This window comes from Aeromonas sp. 75A (assembly GCF_051919425.1).
GTDB lineage: Bacteria > Pseudomonadota > Gammaproteobacteria > Enterobacterales > Aeromonadaceae > Aeromonas > Aeromonas veronii.
This window is the reverse complement of record NZ_JBQBES010000002.1, coordinates 4,241,555-4,259,397: the sequence shown is the minus strand read 5'-3', so window position 1 is coordinate 4,259,397 and position 17,843 is coordinate 4,241,555. Positions and strand designations below refer to the sequence as shown.

14 protein-coding genes are annotated in these 17,843 nt (G+C 57.6%); 5 read left to right on the top strand and 9 right to left on the bottom strand.

Annotated elements, in window-relative coordinates; translation table 11 throughout:
• Positions 1-20: 20 nt before the first annotated feature.
• The 8 genes from def to cmoM all read right to left on the bottom strand — a co-directional run bounded on the left by def (position 21) and on the right by cmoM (position 9,748).
• Positions 21-524, bottom strand: a complete 504-nt coding sequence (def, locus tag ACTG2T_RS19780) for a peptide deformylase (RefSeq protein ID WP_330124175.1) — start codon at positions 522-524, stop codon at positions 21-23.
• Positions 524-1,006, bottom strand: coding sequence for a GNAT family N-acetyltransferase (locus ACTG2T_RS19775; RefSeq protein ID WP_330124174.1), 483 nt, complete (start codon positions 1,004-1,006; stop codon positions 524-526). The genes def and ACTG2T_RS19775 overlap by 1 nt, the downstream gene beginning before the upstream one ends.
• Positions 1,007-1,312: 306 nt before the next feature.
• A complete protein-coding gene (locus ACTG2T_RS19770; protein WP_330124173.1) occupies positions 1,313-1,624 on the bottom strand; it encodes a putative quinol monooxygenase in 312 nt (103 codons plus the stop codon).
• A gap of 139 nt (positions 1,625-1,763) precedes the next feature.
• Positions 1,764-2,150: a septal ring lytic transglycosylase RlpA family protein gene (locus tag ACTG2T_RS19765; RefSeq protein ID WP_330124172.1), complete on the bottom strand. Its 387-nt coding sequence runs from the start codon at positions 2,148-2,150 to the stop codon at positions 1,764-1,766.
• Between the two features lie 255 nt (positions 2,151-2,405).
• Positions 2,406-6,833, bottom strand: coding sequence for a chromosome partition protein MukB (mukB, locus tag ACTG2T_RS19760; RefSeq protein WP_330124171.1), 4,428 nt, complete (start codon positions 6,831-6,833; stop codon positions 2,406-2,408).
• Positions 6,834-6,836: 3 nt separating this feature from the next.
• Positions 6,837-7,556: a chromosome partition protein MukE gene (gene mukE / locus ACTG2T_RS19755; RefSeq protein ID WP_005336835.1), complete on the bottom strand. Its 720-nt coding sequence runs from the start codon at positions 7,554-7,556 to the stop codon at positions 6,837-6,839.
• The gene (mukF, locus tag ACTG2T_RS19750; protein WP_111901131.1) at positions 7,537-8,871 is read right to left on the bottom strand and encodes a chromosome partition protein MukF; all 1,335 of its coding nucleotides are present in this window, start codon (positions 8,869-8,871) and stop codon (positions 7,537-7,539) included. Before mukF ends, mukE begins: the two co-directional genes overlap by 20 nt.
• Positions 8,872-8,971: 100 nt before the next feature.
• Complete coding sequence (cmoM, locus tag ACTG2T_RS19745; protein WP_033113262.1) at positions 8,972-9,748, bottom strand: tRNA uridine 5-oxyacetic acid(34) methyltransferase CmoM; 777 nt, start codon at positions 9,746-9,748, stop codon at positions 8,972-8,974.
• 101 nt (positions 9,749-9,849) lie between these two features.
• On the opposite strand from cmoM, the gene elyC reads away from it, so the two are divergent.
• The 3 genes from elyC to pfkA all read left to right on the top strand — a co-directional run bounded on the left by elyC (position 9,850) and on the right by pfkA (position 12,633).
• Entirely contained in the window at positions 9,850-10,620 is a 771-nt protein-coding gene (elyC, locus tag ACTG2T_RS19740) for an envelope biogenesis factor ElyC (RefSeq protein WP_330124169.1), read from the top strand.
• A 135-nt stretch (positions 10,621-10,755) separates the two neighbouring features.
• Positions 10,756-11,511, top strand: coding sequence for a triose-phosphate isomerase (gene tpiA / locus ACTG2T_RS19735; RefSeq protein ID WP_041207655.1), 756 nt, complete (start codon positions 10,756-10,758; stop codon positions 11,509-11,511).
• Between the two features lie 150 nt (positions 11,512-11,661).
• A complete protein-coding gene (pfkA, locus tag ACTG2T_RS19730) occupies positions 11,662-12,633 on the top strand; it encodes a 6-phosphofructokinase (RefSeq protein ID WP_005336840.1) in 972 nt (323 codons plus the stop codon).
• A gap of 1,671 nt (positions 12,634-14,304) precedes the next feature.
• On the opposite strand, the gene ACTG2T_RS19725 is transcribed toward pfkA, so the two are convergent.
• Positions 14,305-15,546, bottom strand: a complete 1,242-nt coding sequence (locus ACTG2T_RS19725; RefSeq protein ID WP_201992131.1) for a dicarboxylate/amino acid:cation symporter — start codon at positions 15,544-15,546, stop codon at positions 14,305-14,307.
• 270 nt (positions 15,547-15,816) lie between these two features.
• Here ACTG2T_RS19725 and ACTG2T_RS19720 point away from each other — a divergent pair, with 270 nt between their 5' ends.
• Positions 15,817-16,101: a pyrimidine/purine nucleoside phosphorylase gene (locus ACTG2T_RS19720; RefSeq protein WP_201992130.1), complete on the top strand. Its 285-nt coding sequence runs from the start codon at positions 15,817-15,819 to the stop codon at positions 16,099-16,101.
• A gap of 154 nt (positions 16,102-16,255) precedes the next feature.
• Positions 16,256-17,641, top strand: a complete 1,386-nt coding sequence (locus ACTG2T_RS19715; RefSeq protein WP_201992129.1) for an L-serine ammonia-lyase — start codon at positions 16,256-16,258, stop codon at positions 17,639-17,641.
• Positions 17,642-17,843: the final 202 nt, after the last annotated feature.

The following is a 17,843-nucleotide window of genomic DNA, read 5'->3' as shown; positions in this document are numbered from 1 at the left end:
CCAGCCACTATCCGCAGACATTAGCTGGCGGACTTCAGAGATTTTTTAACTCGTTTGAGTGCCATCTGCCGCTTGAGCGGTGACAGGTAATCAATGAACAAGTTGCCATCCAGATGATCAATTTCATGCTGCATGACAATGGCCAAAAAATCGCAGCTCTCGATGGTGATCGGATTGCCTTTTCGATCCAGAGCAGATACCACCACCGAGCTGTAACGCTCGACATCCGCGTAGTAATACGGCACGGAGAGACAGCCCTCTTGTCCAAGCACCTTTTCAGTACCGCTTATCACTTGTGGATTAATCAAAACCAGCGGCTGATCCCTGCTCTCGGACAAGTCGATAATAACGACGGCCTCTTTACGCCCGACTTGGGTCGCGGCCAAACCAATCCCGTTTTCCGTCGCATACAGGGTCTCCAGCATGTCATCGATCAGCCCCTGTACGGCAGCGATATCCTCAACTCGCTCGGCCTTGAGCCTCAATTTGGGGTCGGGAGCCGTCAAAATATTCAAAATCGCCATCACAACTCTCCATTAACCACTTTTTTCAATCCGAGGTCACAGCCCAACGGCCGGGACATGGAGACAAACTCAGGATCCTCTTCGACCACGTTGTAACCAAGGCGCTCATAAAACCGTATCGCCCCATGGTTGTCTGTGAAGCTGGACAAGGTGACCCGGCATTTCCCCTCACGCTCAGCCTCCTGATGCAGCCGTTCCATCACGGCAGCGCCAAGCTGCCGCCCCTGATACTGAGGGAAAATGATCAGCAGATGAACATGCTGGGCATCCTCATATGGCTTGCTACATAACAAACCAATGCGTTCTCCCCCATGCAGGATCCACGAAAACCATTGCGGCCGATATGAGCTGGTTAGTCGCTCGCGTTGAAATTGGTCATCCCAGCCAAAGAGCGACTCAACATAGGGAAAAATCCCCTGTTTCACGGCAGTAAAGACCAGCTCAAATTCACTTTGCGGTACATCTACAAGCTCAATACCCATTCTCGTCCTCCCTGCCCACCTCATATCGACACGCTGATGGTCAGCACCATCGTTTGGTATGCCTTCCTGCGATAGCAGGTTATACCACTACCACTGAACTTGAGCCCAAATTAAATTCTCATTTGGATATCTTATCCGTTAACAGGAAGATGAAAACATCTTGGATATAAACAGGAGAGAGTAATTAAAAATCAGAGGATTAGTAGATGCAGGCTGGCAAAAGACTGGCGTGATAACTTGCTTGAAACGCATCTTATCTCGCACTTGAGATATGAATAAAAAATCGGGCCCCCTGGCCCGAATGGATTAAGAGTAGCTGACCTCATCCAGGAAAATAAGCTGCAGTGGCTCTGCAAGCAGATACTCAGCCTGAGCGGCAAAGGCCTGAAAATAGTCAGTCTGACAATGGCTATCCAACGCGGCTTGGCTGACGAATGCCTCACGCATGTAAAAGGTGCCTGGCTCATCCCGCAATTCAAACAGCACATAGTCCAAGTTACCCGGTTCGTGCCGAGTAGGCTCAATAAGCTTGATCAACTCCCGGCGCAGCTGCTCCCTCATACCGGCTCTAGCTTTAAGCACTGCGATGGACACCAGTTTCTCTTCATTCATCTTCATCTGCTCCGTTATCAGATCAATCATTCAAGTATTTCGATAGGGTGTATCTCTTGGATACGGAGCAGTGTAAGAGGGCAGACTTGCAGGATATAGCCATACAGAACGGACACTCTGTTCACGCCACTGAACAAGTGGACTGCTAGAGCACCTCTATTTTTACTTTGATAATCCCGTCGCGAATATTGCCGATGGCGCTAAAGGCAGACTTGGAGAGATCGATAATACGCCCGCTTTTAAAGGCGCCGCGGTCATTGACCTTGACCACTACGCTCTTGCCGTTGGCGAGGTTGGTGACCCGTACCATGGAGCCAAAGGGCAATTCCATATGGGCGGCGCTATTGAGGTTGTTGCGATAGCGCTCTCCGCTGGCGGTCTTTTTGCCATGATAACGGTCAGCATAATAGCTGGCATAGCCGGTCTCGCTATAGCCGCGCCAGCTACCGCCGTGACTCTCGTCATAACGGCTGCTACAGGCCGCCAGCAGCAGGCAAAGAGATAACAGCAGCCCTTTCTGGATATGTTGCACCTTTCCCCTCTCCTCTCTTCTTTTCGCTCTGCGCTATTTTTAACTCTTCGATGCGGCCGGTGACGCTGGCGACACGTTCACAGGCAGTCTCTCACCTTGCCATCGGTCCAAGGCACTCGCCATGTTACTCGCCTTGTTGTCAGGCAGCAGCGACGGTGCAGCTACTTTGCCATATCTTCCATGTAAAAAGGGAGGCAAATGCCTCCCTTTCAACTAGTTACCGGTCATCCCGTGACGGGATGGGCCAGAGACTTCTCAGGCAATCAGCTTGTCGTCGGCAAAGCCGAAACCGCGCAGACCCACCACATGCACATGCTCGTGCTTGCCCTGCACCTTGCGGATGAGCTTGTAGGTGGTGCCCTTCTCGGGGCTGATGTTCTCGGGCGCCGCGATAAGCAGCTGCATATCCTGCCGCTCGCACAGCTCGAACAGGGTGGCGATGGATTTGCCATCCAGACGGGCAGCTTCGTCGAGGAACAACAGACGGCACGGGGCGATATCCTTGCCGCGCAGACGGCGGGACTCCTCCTCCCAGCTGATCAGCACCATCAGTAGGATGGCCTGACCGGTACCGATCGCCTCACCGGTGGAGAGCGCGCCGCTCTCGGCACGCAGCCAACCATCGGCCCCACGCTGCACCTCGATCTCCAGCTCCAGATAGTTGCGATAGTCGAGCAGCACGTCGCCCATCACCTGATAGCTGCGATCCCCTTGCTCGATCTGCGGGTTCAGGCGCTGGAACAGCTTGGCCATCGCCTCGGAGAAGCTCAGCTCCTTGTCGGCGAACAGATCGTTGTGCATGGCGGTTTGATCGGCCAGCGCGGTCAGCAGACGGGTATGAGCCTCACGGATATTGACGTTGAGGCGCACCCCGCGCACCAGACCGAAGGCGATGTTCTGCAAGCCCTGGTTGAGCACCCGGATGCGGTTCTGCTCGCGGCGGATGATGTTGGTGATCTTGGCCGCTACCTCGTGGGAGGAGAGCGACAGATGGGTTTCCCGCTGCTTGAGCTCGTCTGCCAGACGGGCCAGCTCGATTTCCATCTCCTCGATCGCCTCGACCGGATCATCGGAGCGGATGATGTCGTTGCGAATGCGATCTTTCAGGTAACGGTAGACCTGCACGTAGAAGGCGACCTTCTGCTCGGTGCTGCGGTTGCCCTCGGACAGTCGCAGCGCATCGCGCAGGGCCTCGTCGTGTGCCACCGCCACCCGCAGGGCACCGAGGGCCTTGTCCGACATGGAGCGCAGCTCGTCGCTGTCGAGGTAGGCCAGCTCGCGCTTGTTGAGGCGCTTCTCGACGTCGGTCTCCCGCGCCAGCCGCACCACCCGCGACCAGCTCGCCTTGTGGCCCACCAGAGATTTACGGGCGCTGTAGTAATCCTTGCCTTCGAGCTTGAGACGACCACCGAGGGATTCGATCTCGCGCTTGGTGACCTGCAGTTGTGCCTCGGCGCTGGTGCGACGGGAACGGGTGCGGATCAGCAGCTCTTCAATCTCTTTCTTGTGGGCGCGCGCCTTCTCTTCCATATCGTCAGAGAGGGTCAGGCCCATGGCCGCCAGCTCCTGCTCGAATTCGGTCAGGGTCTGGCGCTTGGCCTCGACGCTGGAGTTGAGCGCGGTGCGCAGCTGCAGCGCCTCGGTGTGACGCTGGGCTATCTGCTTGTGCTGTTCACCGGCGGTGCGGGCTGCCAGCTCGGCCGCTTTAAGCTTCTCTTTGAGTCGCTCGCTCATCTCGGACGCCTTGCCCAGCAGATCTTGCGCATCCTGATAGGCAAAGTGCGGCAGACGGGCCACCAGCTGATCGAGGGAGTAGCAACGGCGTTTCTGCTCGGCCAGCAGGTCGCTCACCTCATCATAGGCGGCCTGCAGCGCGGCCAGATCCTGCGGATCCTGACGCAGCACCTGCACCATGGTTTCCAGCTTCTCCAGCGACTTGCCGTGCTTGGCGATAAAGGCTTCGGCCTGTTTCAGCGCTTCCACATCGGCGTGTGCCGCCTCGAGGCGGGCAGCCAGATCAGTCTCGGCAAACAGGTGGGCAAAGGGCAGCATCCCCTGCACCAGCTGGATATGGCGGGTCAGCTGGGCGGCGGCCGCTTTGGCATCACTCAGCTGCTTGTCGCACTCGCCGATGGCCCCTTGCAGCGCGCGCAGTTCGGCCTGTTTGGCCTGCACTTCGGCTTCCGGGTCGGGACGGAAGGCGATATCCAGATGCTGGCCGATAAAGTCGCGGAAGTGACCGTAGAGACGGTGGTACTTCTGCTGCTCGAAAGCGGCCTTGGCGTAGCCCTCGATGAGCCCTTCACGCTCAAGGTCGAGCTGCTCGATCCGTTTTTCCCGGGCGGCGCGGCCAAACAGCGGCAGCTCGGGGTAGCGGGAGAAGCGCACCTGACGCTTGCTGGTGCGCACCAGCACGGCATCCCCCAGCTCGTCCGCTTCCACCAGATCCTCGTCAAAGGAGTCGGGGTTGCCCTGAATCAGGTAGATATCTTCCGGGCAATCTTCCAGCTTTTTCAGCCGCTCGATGGCACCCTCAAGGTCGAGCACCACCAGGGCGCTGCGAGCCGGGCCGTAGAGCGCGGAGTAGTAAGGGGCATCGTCGATGGAGATGTCGTCGTAGACATCGGAGAGCAGCACGCCCCCCACCTGCTCGGCGATGCGAGCCAAGCGCGGATCCGCCTCGCCTGCCCCCAGCTGCAGGTTGCGAATTTGCAGCTCCAGCGCCTGTTTCTGCGCCGCGATGCGGTTGCTCTCCTGCTCGAACTCGCGCTCCTTGTCGAGCACTGTCTGCATGCCGGCCGAAAGCTCTTCGGCGGTGGCGAGCGGCAGACCGCTCTGCTCGCGCAGCTGCTCGAGTTTTTCAAAGGATTTGAGCCAACGCGGCGCCAGTTTGGTGAGATCCGCAATATCGCGGCCCAGCTGGGCGCCCTGATGCTCGAGGCTGGCGCGGCGCTGATTCACCTCCGCCTGCTGCTCGGAGAGCTCCTCCTGACGGGTGCGTTGGGCTTCGAGGAAGATCTCCAGCTCATCGCTGCTGGCAATTAGCTGGCCAGAGGCCTGCTGTAGCTCGTCGCGCAGCTTGAAGAGACTCTTCTGGCTTTCGCTCTCTTTCTCGAGGCGAGCCAGCGCAGCGCGCAGCCCCTGCCCCTGGGCAATGCGGGCCTTGTCTTCGATGTGACGCTTGAGCAGCGCCTGCGCAGTGGGCCAGGCGGCCTCACGTACTGTCTCCGGAGCAATGCTGAGCAGCAGCGCCAGCGCCGCTTCGTGCTCGGCCACAGCCGCCTTGGCCAGCGCCAGCTGCTGTTCGGCCCCCAGCACCCGGCTGGTGAGACTCTGCTCGGCTGAACGGAACTGGTGCAGGGTGTCGCTCGCCTGCTCGGCGGTCAGCCCCGGCAGCCCGCACTGCTCGCGGGCAGCATCAAGGGCCTGCACCGCCTGACGGTACTGGATGGCGCGGGTCTGCTGAATATCGAGCGCCTGCTGGTAGTCGGCCAGCTGGGTCTTGAGGCTGTCGACTTCTGCCTGCGCCAACTCCTTGCGCTCTTCCACCTCCAGCAGCTGGCCGTGGATCTCCTCCACTACTGCCTGCTGCTGTTCGAGTTTGTCAGAGAGATCCGCCAGATCGGCGCGGTACATCTCGATCTTCTTCTGCAAGCTGACAGCCGCCATCACCTTGGCCAGATGCTCGGAGGCCGATTCCAGCTCGTCGGTCAGCAATTTCTCGCGGTTGGTAAGCTGCTCCACCTCGTCGGCCAGATAGATGGCGCGCTGGCGCTCTTCGGCCAAGATGCGGCGTTTCTCCGCCAGCTCCTGACGCGCCTTGAGGGCCAGCTCGGAGAGACGGCTCTTTTCGGCGGCGTTGCGCACATAGTCGGCGGCCACATAGTGGGTGGTCTCGGTGATCAGGTTCTTGAACAGATCCCGCTGACCTTGGGTCTCTTTAATGGCTTCCAGGGTGCGGCGGTTTTCATAGATGGCCGCCTCCATGTCCTGAAACGCCTTGCGCACCCCGGAGTTCTCCGGCAGCAGGTATTCACGCAGGGAACGGCTGATGGACGAGGAGATGCCACCGTAGAGAGAGGCTTCGATCAGGCGATAGAACTTGCCGCGATCCTTCTGGTCGCGCAACTTCTTCGGGGTGATACCGAACTCGAACATGAAGTTGTGGTAGTCGGTCACAGTATTGAACTTGGCAACCTTCATGGCCCCCAGCTCGGCGGCGGCCCCTTTCAGATCGGTAAAGGCGCGCACCCGGCCCTTGCCGTCCTCGAGTTTTTCCAGCAGCAGATCGGTGGGTTGCAGCTGCTCGGGCACATCCACCAGCGCGAACGGGGTGATGTTGACCTTGTTGTCGCGGTTGGCCACCTGCTCGAGGTGAACACCGACCCAGATCCGCTGCTCGCGGCTGTTCATCACTTCAAGCAGGGAATAGCAGTGACCGCGCTGCAGCTTGCCGTAGAGCCCCTTGTCACGGGAGGCGCTGCTCGATCCCGCTTCCGTGGTATTGCGGAAATGGAGCAGTGACTGGTCGGGGATGAGCGCCGCGATAAAGGCCGCCATGGTGGTGGACTTGCCCGCGCCGTTGCCGCCGGAAAGAGTGGTGACCAGCTGGTCGAGATCGAAGGTCCGGGCAAAGAAGCCGTTCCAGTTGACCATAGTCAGGGATTTGAACTTGCCTCGCACCGGTTATACCTCCAGATCCAGTTGTTCTTCATCGAGATCCGCCTCGATGTCATCAAAGAGCGAGTCGCTGCTCGGCATTTCGTCGTCGTGGAAGATGGCTTCACCCTCCTGGATCATCCGCAGCTGGACGGCGCGCGGATCTTCATCGGAGCGCACGTCAGCGGCGAAACGGAACACCGATTCGTTGACCCGGAATTTATCCCCGTTGCCAAGGGCGGTGATCATGCCAAGACGGCGCAAACGGCGCATGGAAGTACGGATCTTTTCGAGCAACTTCTTCTTGTCGAGATCGGTACCACCTGAGCGGCTGTTGACCATCCGCAGCAGCTGCTTCTCGTCGGCGAGGCTCAGCACCTCCTCCTGCAGCTCGGCCATGGCGAATACCCCTTCCGAAGCCAGACGGTCCGGGCTCAGATAGAGGTAGCAGAGCACCTTGCCCACCAGCATATCGAGCTCGGAGAGCACAGTCGTGCCGATGTCGGAGCTCGGGCGCGGACGCAGATAGAAGAAGCCTTCCGGCGCCTTGATCAGCTCCACCTGATAGCGGCCGTAGAAGATCTCCAGCTCGCTGTGATATTCGACCAGCGCCGAATGCTGCTCGAACTCGTCGGCACTGATGTGGCGACCGGAGCGCAAGGCGGTGTCGATGCGCGGAAACAAGGGGTTGGCAATCGCCTCTGCAAGGCGCAGCGGCAAGGGAAACTCAGAATTGATCAATGACATAGGCCTGAACCTTGGATCCAGCTTGGTTAATGGGTTTCCATGCGGGTTGGCGATGCAGTTCGCGCTCGCCGCTGGCATGGCCCAGGCGCACGGCCTGGTCGATCAGAAGACGCGCCACATCGAAGTGGGCATGAGCCGGGTAGTCCAGCAGGTATTCCCGCAGCACATCGGCCAAGTCCAGCTGCTGGCCCTGCTCGGGGTAGCGGGCCAGATAGCGCTCGATACGCTCGGCCAGCTCCTGGTTGATGTCCACCATCTCGACGTACTCCATCTCGAGGGGCACCTCGCCGGTCACCTCCTCGTCGTGGATGGCGATGGTTTCGTCGCGCAGCTCCAGCAGACGGGGCTCTTCGGCCACCCGCAGCTGCCAGTTGTGCTGCTCAAAGTTGCGGATGGACTCGCGCAGCCGCTGGCTGAAGGCGCGGTTCTTGTCCATGTCGATGGCGTTGCGGATAAATTTGTGGACGTGTCTGTCGTAGCGGGACCAGAGCTCGATGCACTGCTGACCCCAGCTGGTGATGACGTCAAGACGCCCCTGCAAGGCGTGAGTCAGCTCCTCGACGTGGAACAGATCGTCGCGCCCCTGCGCCGCTTCCTGAATGTTGAGCAGCCCCGCCTGCAGGCGGTGGCCGGCAGCGTCCAGGGTATCCTGCAGCTCGCGCAGGGTCTGGCCGGTCTCGTGCAGCAGCTTTTCGCAGCTGTGAATGGCATCGACCCAGTTCTGGGTCAGCAGGGCCGCGATTTCGCTTTTGACCTGATTCTGCTGCTCATCCATGGCGCGCTGGGTGAGATCGATGCGCCCCAGGGTCTCTTCCAGCGAGAAGGTGAGGCGCGGCAGCACCTCGGCATCCCACTGCTCACGGGTGTTGGTCTCCAGCGCCGCCTTGCGGGCGGTGTCGAGCTCGGAAGCCAGGTGTTCGAGCAGGATGGAGAGCTTGATGGAGTCAACCTGACGCTGATCCATAAAGAAGTCGACGATGCTCACCCCCAGGCGCGACAGGCGGTAGAGGCTCTCCCCCGCCACCATGTCGGTGTTGAAACGCGACAGCAGCTGCTGGCGAATGAGATCGTTGATGGCGTTGTTGGCGCGACCGGTGAGGGTCTCGTCCATCTGGCCGAAAGCGCTGCTGACATAGCCAAAGGCATCGTGCAGCGCCGCTTCCGACAGGTCCGACTCATCTTCGGATAGCGTCTTGATTGCAATCAGAAAGGCCAGCCGGTCGGTCGGCAGGCTCAGCGCCAACCCCTCCTGCCTGACCCACCCTACTAGCTCCGGCAAAGAACGCTCTGGCAGGGTACGGGATGTACTCATCATGATGTTGTCATCTCGTTGTTGTATTGGGCGCAAAATCGTGCGCGCGGCTACATCCGGTAGCATCGAAAACATGGTTCACATCGACGTGAACAGCGAGCAATCAACTGGCCGGCTTCTGGGCCATCACATGGATATAGCGACCGAGGGAGACAAAAGGCTCCTGACGGCAATATTGCTGCTCCATGGCCAGCAGATCGTCGAACTTCTCCACCTGATCCTGCTTGTGACGCATATAGTCGTGGATCACCCGCACCCCGGTCTTGCCGATGATGCGCAGCCCCCCGCGACCAATCCAGTCATAGACCTGCTCCGGCAGCTGGGGATTGGTGGGCGTAAGCGCAGTCTGGCGCTTCTTGCGAAGACCAAGGCGCACATAGTCAAAATTGCCCACCACCAGGCTCTGGAACAGCAGGCCATGGCGGTTGTAGAAAAGCAGCGACAGTATGCCCCCGGCATTGACGAAAGGGAACAGACCCAGCAAGGTCTGACGCGGCTCGGCAAGCCACTCCAGCACCGCATGGCAGAGCACCAGATCAAAGGTCCCGGTCACGTGTTGCTTCAGATCCTGAATGGGGCAATGGATGAGACGAATTTTGTCTTCCAGCCCCTTCTCGGCGATCTGGCTGCGGGCCAGTTCCAGCATTTCTGCTGACAGATCGCACAGCTCCACCTGATGACCCATGGCCGCCAGCTTCTGGGCGAAATAGCCAAAACCGCCCCCCGCATCGAGGATGCGCAGCGGTCGGTTGCCAAGGCGAGCCAGGCAGGCTTCGATGTCGCTCCAGACAATGGTGGTGCGGATGCGCCCCTTGGTGGAGTCGTAAATGTTGCGGGCGAACTTGTCGGCGCGCCCGTCAAAACTCTGATCGTGCTTCAAGGAGAAACTCAACATTAGCGCCACAGGGTTGTGGCCATCCCAAAAAAGAGAGGTATTCTGTCACATCCCGAATTTGCTGAAAACTCAAGGAAGTGTCTGCCGTGTTTGTGCTCAAAAAGTGGCTTGGTCAGCTGCTGATGCCGCTCCCCTTCTCCCTCTCCCTGCTGCTGGTCGCCCTGCTGCTGCTCTGGTTCACCCGTTTTCAGAAAACTGGCAAGCTGCTGGCGACTCTGTCGCTGCTGCTGGTCGCCCTGCTGGGAATGCGGCCGGTGAGCTACGAACTGGCCCGCGGGCTGGAGCAAACCTTCCCGCCGTTCGAGGTGAACCAGCATCCCAACATCGATGCCATCGTGGTGCTCGGCAATGGCCATGTCAGCGACCCGGCGGTGCCGATGCGCAGTTGGCAGAACAATATCTCGCTGGCACGGACTCTGGAGGGGGTTCGCCTTGCCCAGGCCTATCCCGACGCCGAGCTGGTGTTCTCCGGCTATGTATCGGGGGATACCCTCTCCAATGCCGAGGTCAATGCCCGGATGGCCGAGAGCCTCGGCATACCCCGTTCGCGGATGACGTTGTTTGAAAACAACAAAGACACTCATGATGAGGCGGTCAGTATCAGCCGACATCTGAAAGGAAAAGAGGTGGCGCTGGTCAGTTCTGCCACCCACCTGCCGCGCGCCATGGCCCTCTATCAGGGTCAGGGGCTCAACGCCGTGCCGGCCCCCACCGATTACACCGCCAAGCAGAGCCAGGTGGCCCAACCGCTCTACAGTTATTTACCCAAAGGGCGCTATCTGATGTATTCCGAAGCTGCCATCCACGAATGGATTGGGGTATGGTGGGCTCGCTTGCGGGGGCAGGTTAACGAATGAGCAATCAAGCGTTTCATTCCTGATTTGGATCAGGAAAGCGAAAAAAAATTACGTCATTTGCCGCCGGGTCAGCTATCTTGGGCTCGGTTCAATTCATATAATGTTGCGCAATCAAATGCCTAGGAGATTAAGAAGATGAGACAGCACCTGGTAATGGGTAACTGGAAACTGAACGGCACCAAGGCTTCTGTAGAAGCTCTGATCAAAGGACTGACACCGGCTGCTGCCGCTCATCCTTCTGTGCAAGTCGCCGTCTGCCCGCCGGTTATCTTTTTGGGTCTGGTTGAGCAGCTGACCGCTGGCACCAAAATCGCCTACGGTGCCCAGAACGCCGACGTACACGAGTCTGGCGCCTTCACCGGTGAAAACGCTCCGTCCATGCTGAAAGCCTTCGGTTGCACCTACTCTCTGGTCGGCCACAGCGAGCGTCGTACCCTGCATGCAGAGAGTGACGACGTGGTTGCTGCCAAGTATGAAGCGATCCAGAAAGGCGGCCTGGTGCCGGTTCTGTGCATCGGTGAAACTCTGGAGCAGTTCGAAGCCGGCGTGACCAAGAACGTGGTTGAGACCCAGCTGAAAGCCGTTATCGACCGTTGCGGTATCGCCTCCTTCAACAACGCCGTTATCGCTTACGAGCCGGTATGGGCCATCGGTACCGGCAAGACTGCCACTCCGGAAATCGCTCAGTCCGTTCACGCTCACATCCGTCAGTACCTGGCCGGTTTTGATGCCGCCGTTGCTGCCAAAGTACAGATCCTGTACGGCGGTTCCGTCACTGGCGCCACTGCAGCCGACCTGTTCGGTCAGCCGGACATCGACGGTGGCCTGGTCGGTGGTGCGTCCCTGAAAGTGGACGACTTCTCCCAGATCATCGCTGGCGCTGCCAAGTAATCGCTGATTACGGCAAAGAGAGGGGCTCGTCCCCTCTCTATGTATCGCTTTTCCTATGGTGGCCCCCGCATCCCATATGAAAGCCGATATAGTAAAAGTGGCTTGTCTATTTAAACATTCGTATTTGACAACTCAGATCCAGAGGCACTCATGACCAAACAAATCAAACGTATTGGTGTTTTGACCAGTGGTGGCGACGCACCGGGTATGAACGCAGCCATCCGCGCTGTGGTTCGCGCCGGTTTGCATCATGGCCTGGAAGTTTACGGTATTTATGATGGCTACCTCGGTCTGCACCAGGATCGTATCGTCAAGCTGGAGCGTCACAGCGTCTCCGACGTGGTGAACCGTGGTGGTACTTTCCTCGGCTCCGCCCGTTTCCCTGCCTTCAAAGACCCCGCAGTGCGCGCCGAAGCAATCGAAAACCTGAAAAAGCACGGTATCGATGCGCTGGTCGTCATCGGTGGTGACGGCTCCTACATGGGTGCCAAGAAGCTGACCGAAGAGGGTTTCCCCTGCATCGGCCTGCCGGGCACCATCGACAACGATATCGCCGGTACCGACTTCACCATCGGTTTTGATACCGCTCTGAACGTGGTGGTTGACGCCATCGACCGTCTGCGCGACACCTGCAGCTCCCACCACCGTATCTCCGTGGTCGAGATCATGGGTCGCCACTGTGGCGATCTGGCCATGTCCGCCGCCGTTGCCGGTGGTGCCGAATATGTGATCGTACCGGAAGTGGCTTTTGACAAAGAGAAGCTGCTCAAGCAGATCAAGGAAGGCGAAGCCAAGGGCAAGAAGCACGCCATCATCACCATCTGTGAACATGTGACTGACGTGAACGCGCTGGCCAAGGACATCGAAGCCCTGACCGGTCGTGAAACCCGCGCCACCATCCTGGGCCACATCCAGCGTGGCGGTGCCCCGACTGCTCGTGACCGCATCATGTCCAGCCGTATGGGTGCTTATGCCGTCGAGCAGCTGCTGGCTGGTCACGGTGGTCGCTGCGTCGGCATTCAGCGCAACGAGCTGGTACACCACGACATCATCGACTGCATCGAGAACATGAAGCGTCCGTTCGATCAGGAGCTTTACAACCTCTCCACCACCCTGTTCTAAGCTACGCGGCTTTTAACCAGCTGTTGATGACAAAAACCCTCCATCGGAGGGTTTTTTAATATCTTACAAAAACGGGTGCATCGGCACGCTATGTGGCCCTCACCATAAGGTTGCCTGATTCCAACCCTTGCGCCATCGGACAGATTACTAACCTTCCCCTCCTCACACCAACCGGCATCAGCTTACGAACAGAGTTCCGGTATCGTCGTGGATGTTTTATCACTGCGCACCGGATTGCGTTGACCTGCGCTCTGTCGCCCCTGAAACCAGCTTGTTCAGCCTCCTCGTCATACGACGCTTTTTATATCTCAATCTTGTTGAAGGTATTCAGATATCTTCCCCAACCATGCTTCGGTGCTGCCCTCGTATTGCAATCACATGACTCACGCAGGTGCATCGCCCACGCAGATCGCTGCTCGCGCCCAGCCCAGCCCAGCACAGCACAGCACAGCACAGCACAGCACAGCACAGCACAGCACAGCACAGCACAGCACAGCACAGCACAGCCAGAGAATACGCCTCTGGCCTATTGCCCACCTCACTCTTGCTGCGGCCATGTCTCTTCCGAGGCCAACGGGGAAATTGGCGGTGATAAAACAGCCAGCTGCCACTCTGTATCCCCTCGATGCACGGCTCTCCTCCCTATGCCCCCAGTGTATTGCTGTAAAAATGCGGAGACTCCGGACTGATAAAGTGATGGTGCGACAAGGGTTGGCAACCAGACTCTCTCCATAGACTTCTATTGGATGGACTATCTACGTCAGGAGTCGTCAAATCATTGCCTTACACACTTTTTATGACCTTAATGACACTATTACGAGGAAGAAAACTTATGAAATGCCATTTAAGCCCCATACAAAACCCATTACCAAGCCAACCACCAAACAACTAACCAATTGAATTTAAATGAAATAATCATAAAAACAGAATCTTGAATGCCTAACCTGCCATAGCAGGTGATAAAATCAGCTCAATATGACAAAAATAGCCATCTCAACCAGCCACACACATAAAGCAGCTATTTTATCAACTTACACCTTGTTTTACCCCCTTGTTATGGTATCTTGACTACCTCAACCAACAACTTAGGGAGAGAAAAATGAAAGAGTTTGTCGTTACTGCCGTTTTCACGGTGTTTTTCACCCTGGTTGCTGTCTCTCTGCCCTCACTGTCACAGTTCTGAGCCGGATAGAGAGGCATCAATCCGGACCGACCCTCTTTGCCATGTCTGTTTAATCGCCACCAACTGGCGCTTTTCAGCAATAATGCCGAGATGGTCAACATAGATATGATTTCATCACGTTGACGCTGTTTCTTTCGCCACAAGGGTGTAACCAGGATGGTTTAACCATATGGCCTGATGGAGTAGAACCAGCAGCAGATCATATCCGAGGGGAGCAAGGCTCCCCTTTTTGTTACCCGCCGTTTGACAATCCCCTACCCCGGCATCTACAACAGGCCGGTTGACGCCATACGGCCCATGCCCACAACTGATGTTTTCCCCTCCTGTACTCTCCATTCAACACAGCTACATCCGTCAGCAATCTCTTGTGCACACCTTTGCTCTGATACTTGTCCGGCAGATATAAAAAAGCCCCCGCCATCATGGCAGGGGCTCGCGTTACGCAGTATCAGCTTAGGGCTGTTATATCTCAGCCCAGTTCAAAGCAATTATGCCTTGTTCCAGCGCTCTGGGTCATATTCCGGGCTGAAGCGGTCAACAATGACAGCACAGGCCGCATCGCCGGTAATATTGAGGGAGGTGCGGATCATGTCGAACAGACGATCCAGCGCGAACAGCAGCGGCAACCCTTCGATGGGGATCCCGGCCGCCAGCAGCACGGCAACCACCAGGAAGCTTGGGCCCGGCACACCGGCCTGACCGATCGCCCCCAGAGTGGAGGTCACAATGATGGCGGCCCAGGCACCAACGCTCAGATCGATGTTGTAAACCTGCGCGAAGAAGATGGCGACCAAACCGTAATAGATGGCATTGCCACTCATGTTGATGGTTGCCCCCAGCGGCAACACGAAGGAGGCTGTCGCGTTGGTCACTTTCAGATCATGCTCGCAGGTCTCCATATTGACCGGCAGAGTCGCCATGGAAGAGGCGGTGGAGAAGGCCACGATCTGCGGCTTCTTCATGGCAGAGAGGTACTTCATTATCGGCGTGTTGGAGAACATCATCACCAGCAGCGGGTAGACCACAAAGCCGAAGATGAGGATGGCAGCCACATAGACCACGAACAGCTTGAGTACCAGCGTCAGCACATCGAAGCCATAGGTACCGATGGCCTCAGCCATCAGACCGAACACCCCGAGCGGCGCGATGATCATCACCTTGTTGATCATCCAGACGAAGGCATCCACCAGGGTATTGAGCCCATCGACCAGCGGTTTGGCCCGCTCGCGCGGCTGTTTGGCCAGCGCAATGCCGAGGAACATGCAGAACACCAGGATCTGCAGGATGTTCGCTTCGTTGAGGGAGTTGAAGACGTTGGTGGGGATCATGCCAAGCAAGGTGGCGACTGCATCCGGCAACGCCCCTTTATCGGCATAGTCACCGCCAAACATGGAGGCAACGGAAGCGAAATCGACCCCGACACCCGGTTTGAAGATCTGCCCCATCACCAGCGCCAGCAACACGGCCAACGCTGAGGTCACGAGGAAGAAGGCCAGCGTAGCCGCACCGATTTTGCCCGCAGCCGGGCTGGCACCCAGATTGGCGGCGCCGGAGAGGATGGCAACCGCCACCAGCGGGATCACCAGCATCTTGATCAGTTGGATAAACAGGGTACCGAGCGGAGCAAACACGGTGGCTTGTTCACCCATGAACGCGCCGACCACTGCGCCCAGTACCATGGCGACCACAACCTGGAAGCCGATGTTTTTAATGAGTCCTTTAGTTAACACAATATGTTCCTTTATGTAGCAAAATTCACACTTTTCCCAGTGCAATTAACCAAACAGGGGAATGAGCGGCTGCCCATTCCCCTGTTTGCGCGTGTTATCTCACATTTAATTGCTGTTTTAAATCAGCAAATCATTAACCTTGGCTATTAATAAGTTTGCGAAAAAGTGAAGATTCAAAGCGGTCTCGGCGATTTTTACCTCATCCCCCATGACAACTGGCAAAAGATTGTGCTAGTTTGGCTGCACAAACGTACACACAGGGATGTAAAGATGCTGAAAGTTAACGAGTATTTCGACGGAAATGTAAAATCCATCGGTTTCGAACAAAAAGGGGAGAAATCAACCGTCGGGGTGATGAACGCCGGTGACTACCTGTTCAACACCGCCGCCCCCGAACGGATGACTGTGATCAAGGGCGCCCTCAGCATCCAGCTGGCTGATGAAGATGAGTGGCACACCTACAGCCAGGGTGAATCCTTCCTGGTGGCCGGTCACTCCTCCTTCAAACTGGAAGTGAAAACCCCCACAGCTTATCTGTGCGAATTTCTCGACTGATCAGGCCGGTTGAAGGGGATCAGCCCCTTCAACCTTCTTGGGCAATCCCCAGCCCCATTATCTGTGTCCATGTCACAGCACCGCACATCCCCGCTTTCCATCCACGTCAAAAATCCTAGAATAAACAGACATAAACCATCACCGGATTGATGTCATGATCAGCGTGTTTGACCTGTTTTCCATCGGAATTGGCCCCTCCTCTTCCCATACTGTCGGCCCCATGCGTGCCTCCTATGCCTTCGTCCAGCAGCTCAAGCTGCAAGGGCATCTGCCACAAGTCACGCGGGTCGAAGTGGAGTGTTACGGCTCACTGGGCCAGACCGGCAAAGGGCACGGTACCGGCAAGGCAATCATTCTGGGGTTATCGGGCTTTGAACCGGAGTCGGTCGATATCGATGCGATTCCCGCCATTCTGGCTCGAGTGGAAAAGGAGCAGAACCTGCAGCTGGCAGGCGAACAACCAAGCCATTTTCCCCGCACCGGTGCCATCATCTTCAACCGCCGCAAAACCCTGCCGGCCCACACCAACGGCATGACTCTGCGGGCCTTTAATAAAGAGGAAAACCTGCGCTTCAGCCAGACCTACTACTCCATAGGGGGCGGCTTCATCATTGAAGAGAGCCACTTTGCTACCGCCAAAGAAGAGGCAGCCAAGTCTGATGCCGAACATCCTGTCCCCTACCCGTTCGACAGCGGCGCCCAACTGCTGGCCCACTGTCAGGAGAGCGGCCTCTCCATCTCGGGGCTTATCCTCGCCAATGAGCGGGTATTTCGCAGCGATGAGCAGATAAAAGCGGGGCTGCGCAAGATCTGGCAGGCGATGCAGGGCTGCGTCGAGCGAGGCTGCAAAAGCGAAGGGGTGCTGCCGGGCGGCCTCAAGGTTCGGCGCCGCGCCCCGGGGCTATTCCGCCAGCTAAGCTGCGAGACCAACTTCAACAAGGATCCGCTGATGGTGATGGAGTGGGTCGATCTCTTTGCGCTGGCGGTCAACGAGGAGAACGCCGCCGGTGGCCGGGTGGTCACCGCCCCCACCAATGGCGCTGCGGGCATCATCCCCGCCGTGCTGCACTACTACGATCGCTTCGTGCACAAGGTGGATGACGAGACGCTGATCCGCTACTTCCTCACCGCGGCTGCCATCGGCATCTTATATAAGAAGAACGCCTCCCTCTCCGGGGCCGAAGTGGGCTGTCAGGGGGAAGTGGGAGTCGCCTGCTCCATGGCTGCTGGCGCGCTGACCGAACTGCTGGGTGGCAGCCCGGCCATGGTGGAGAACGCCGCCGAAATAGGCATGGAGCACAATCTCGGCCTCACCTGCGATCCCATAGGCGGACTGGTGCAGGTGCCCTGCATCGAGCGCAACGCCATGGGGGCGGTCAAGGCGATCAATGCCGCCCGCCTCGCCCTGCGCGGCACCGGCGAGCACAAGGTGTCGCTCGACAAGGTGATCAAGACCATGTGGGAGACCGGCAACGACATGAAGACCAAATACAAGGAGACGGCCCGTGGCGGCCTCGCCGTTAACATTACCGAATGTTAAAAAACGGCAAATGACTCCATTTGGTTCCTAAATGCCCGGCATCGCCGGGTATTTTTATGGGCAAACGCTTAACAAAATGGATAAGCACAAAAATAAATTTTATACTCGCGCCTCAGATTCAACAAAAATAGATCTATTTCAACTTTTTTTAGGTCGAGAGCCGTTACACTACGGTTATCTGGTTCTGTGACCTGCGCTGACA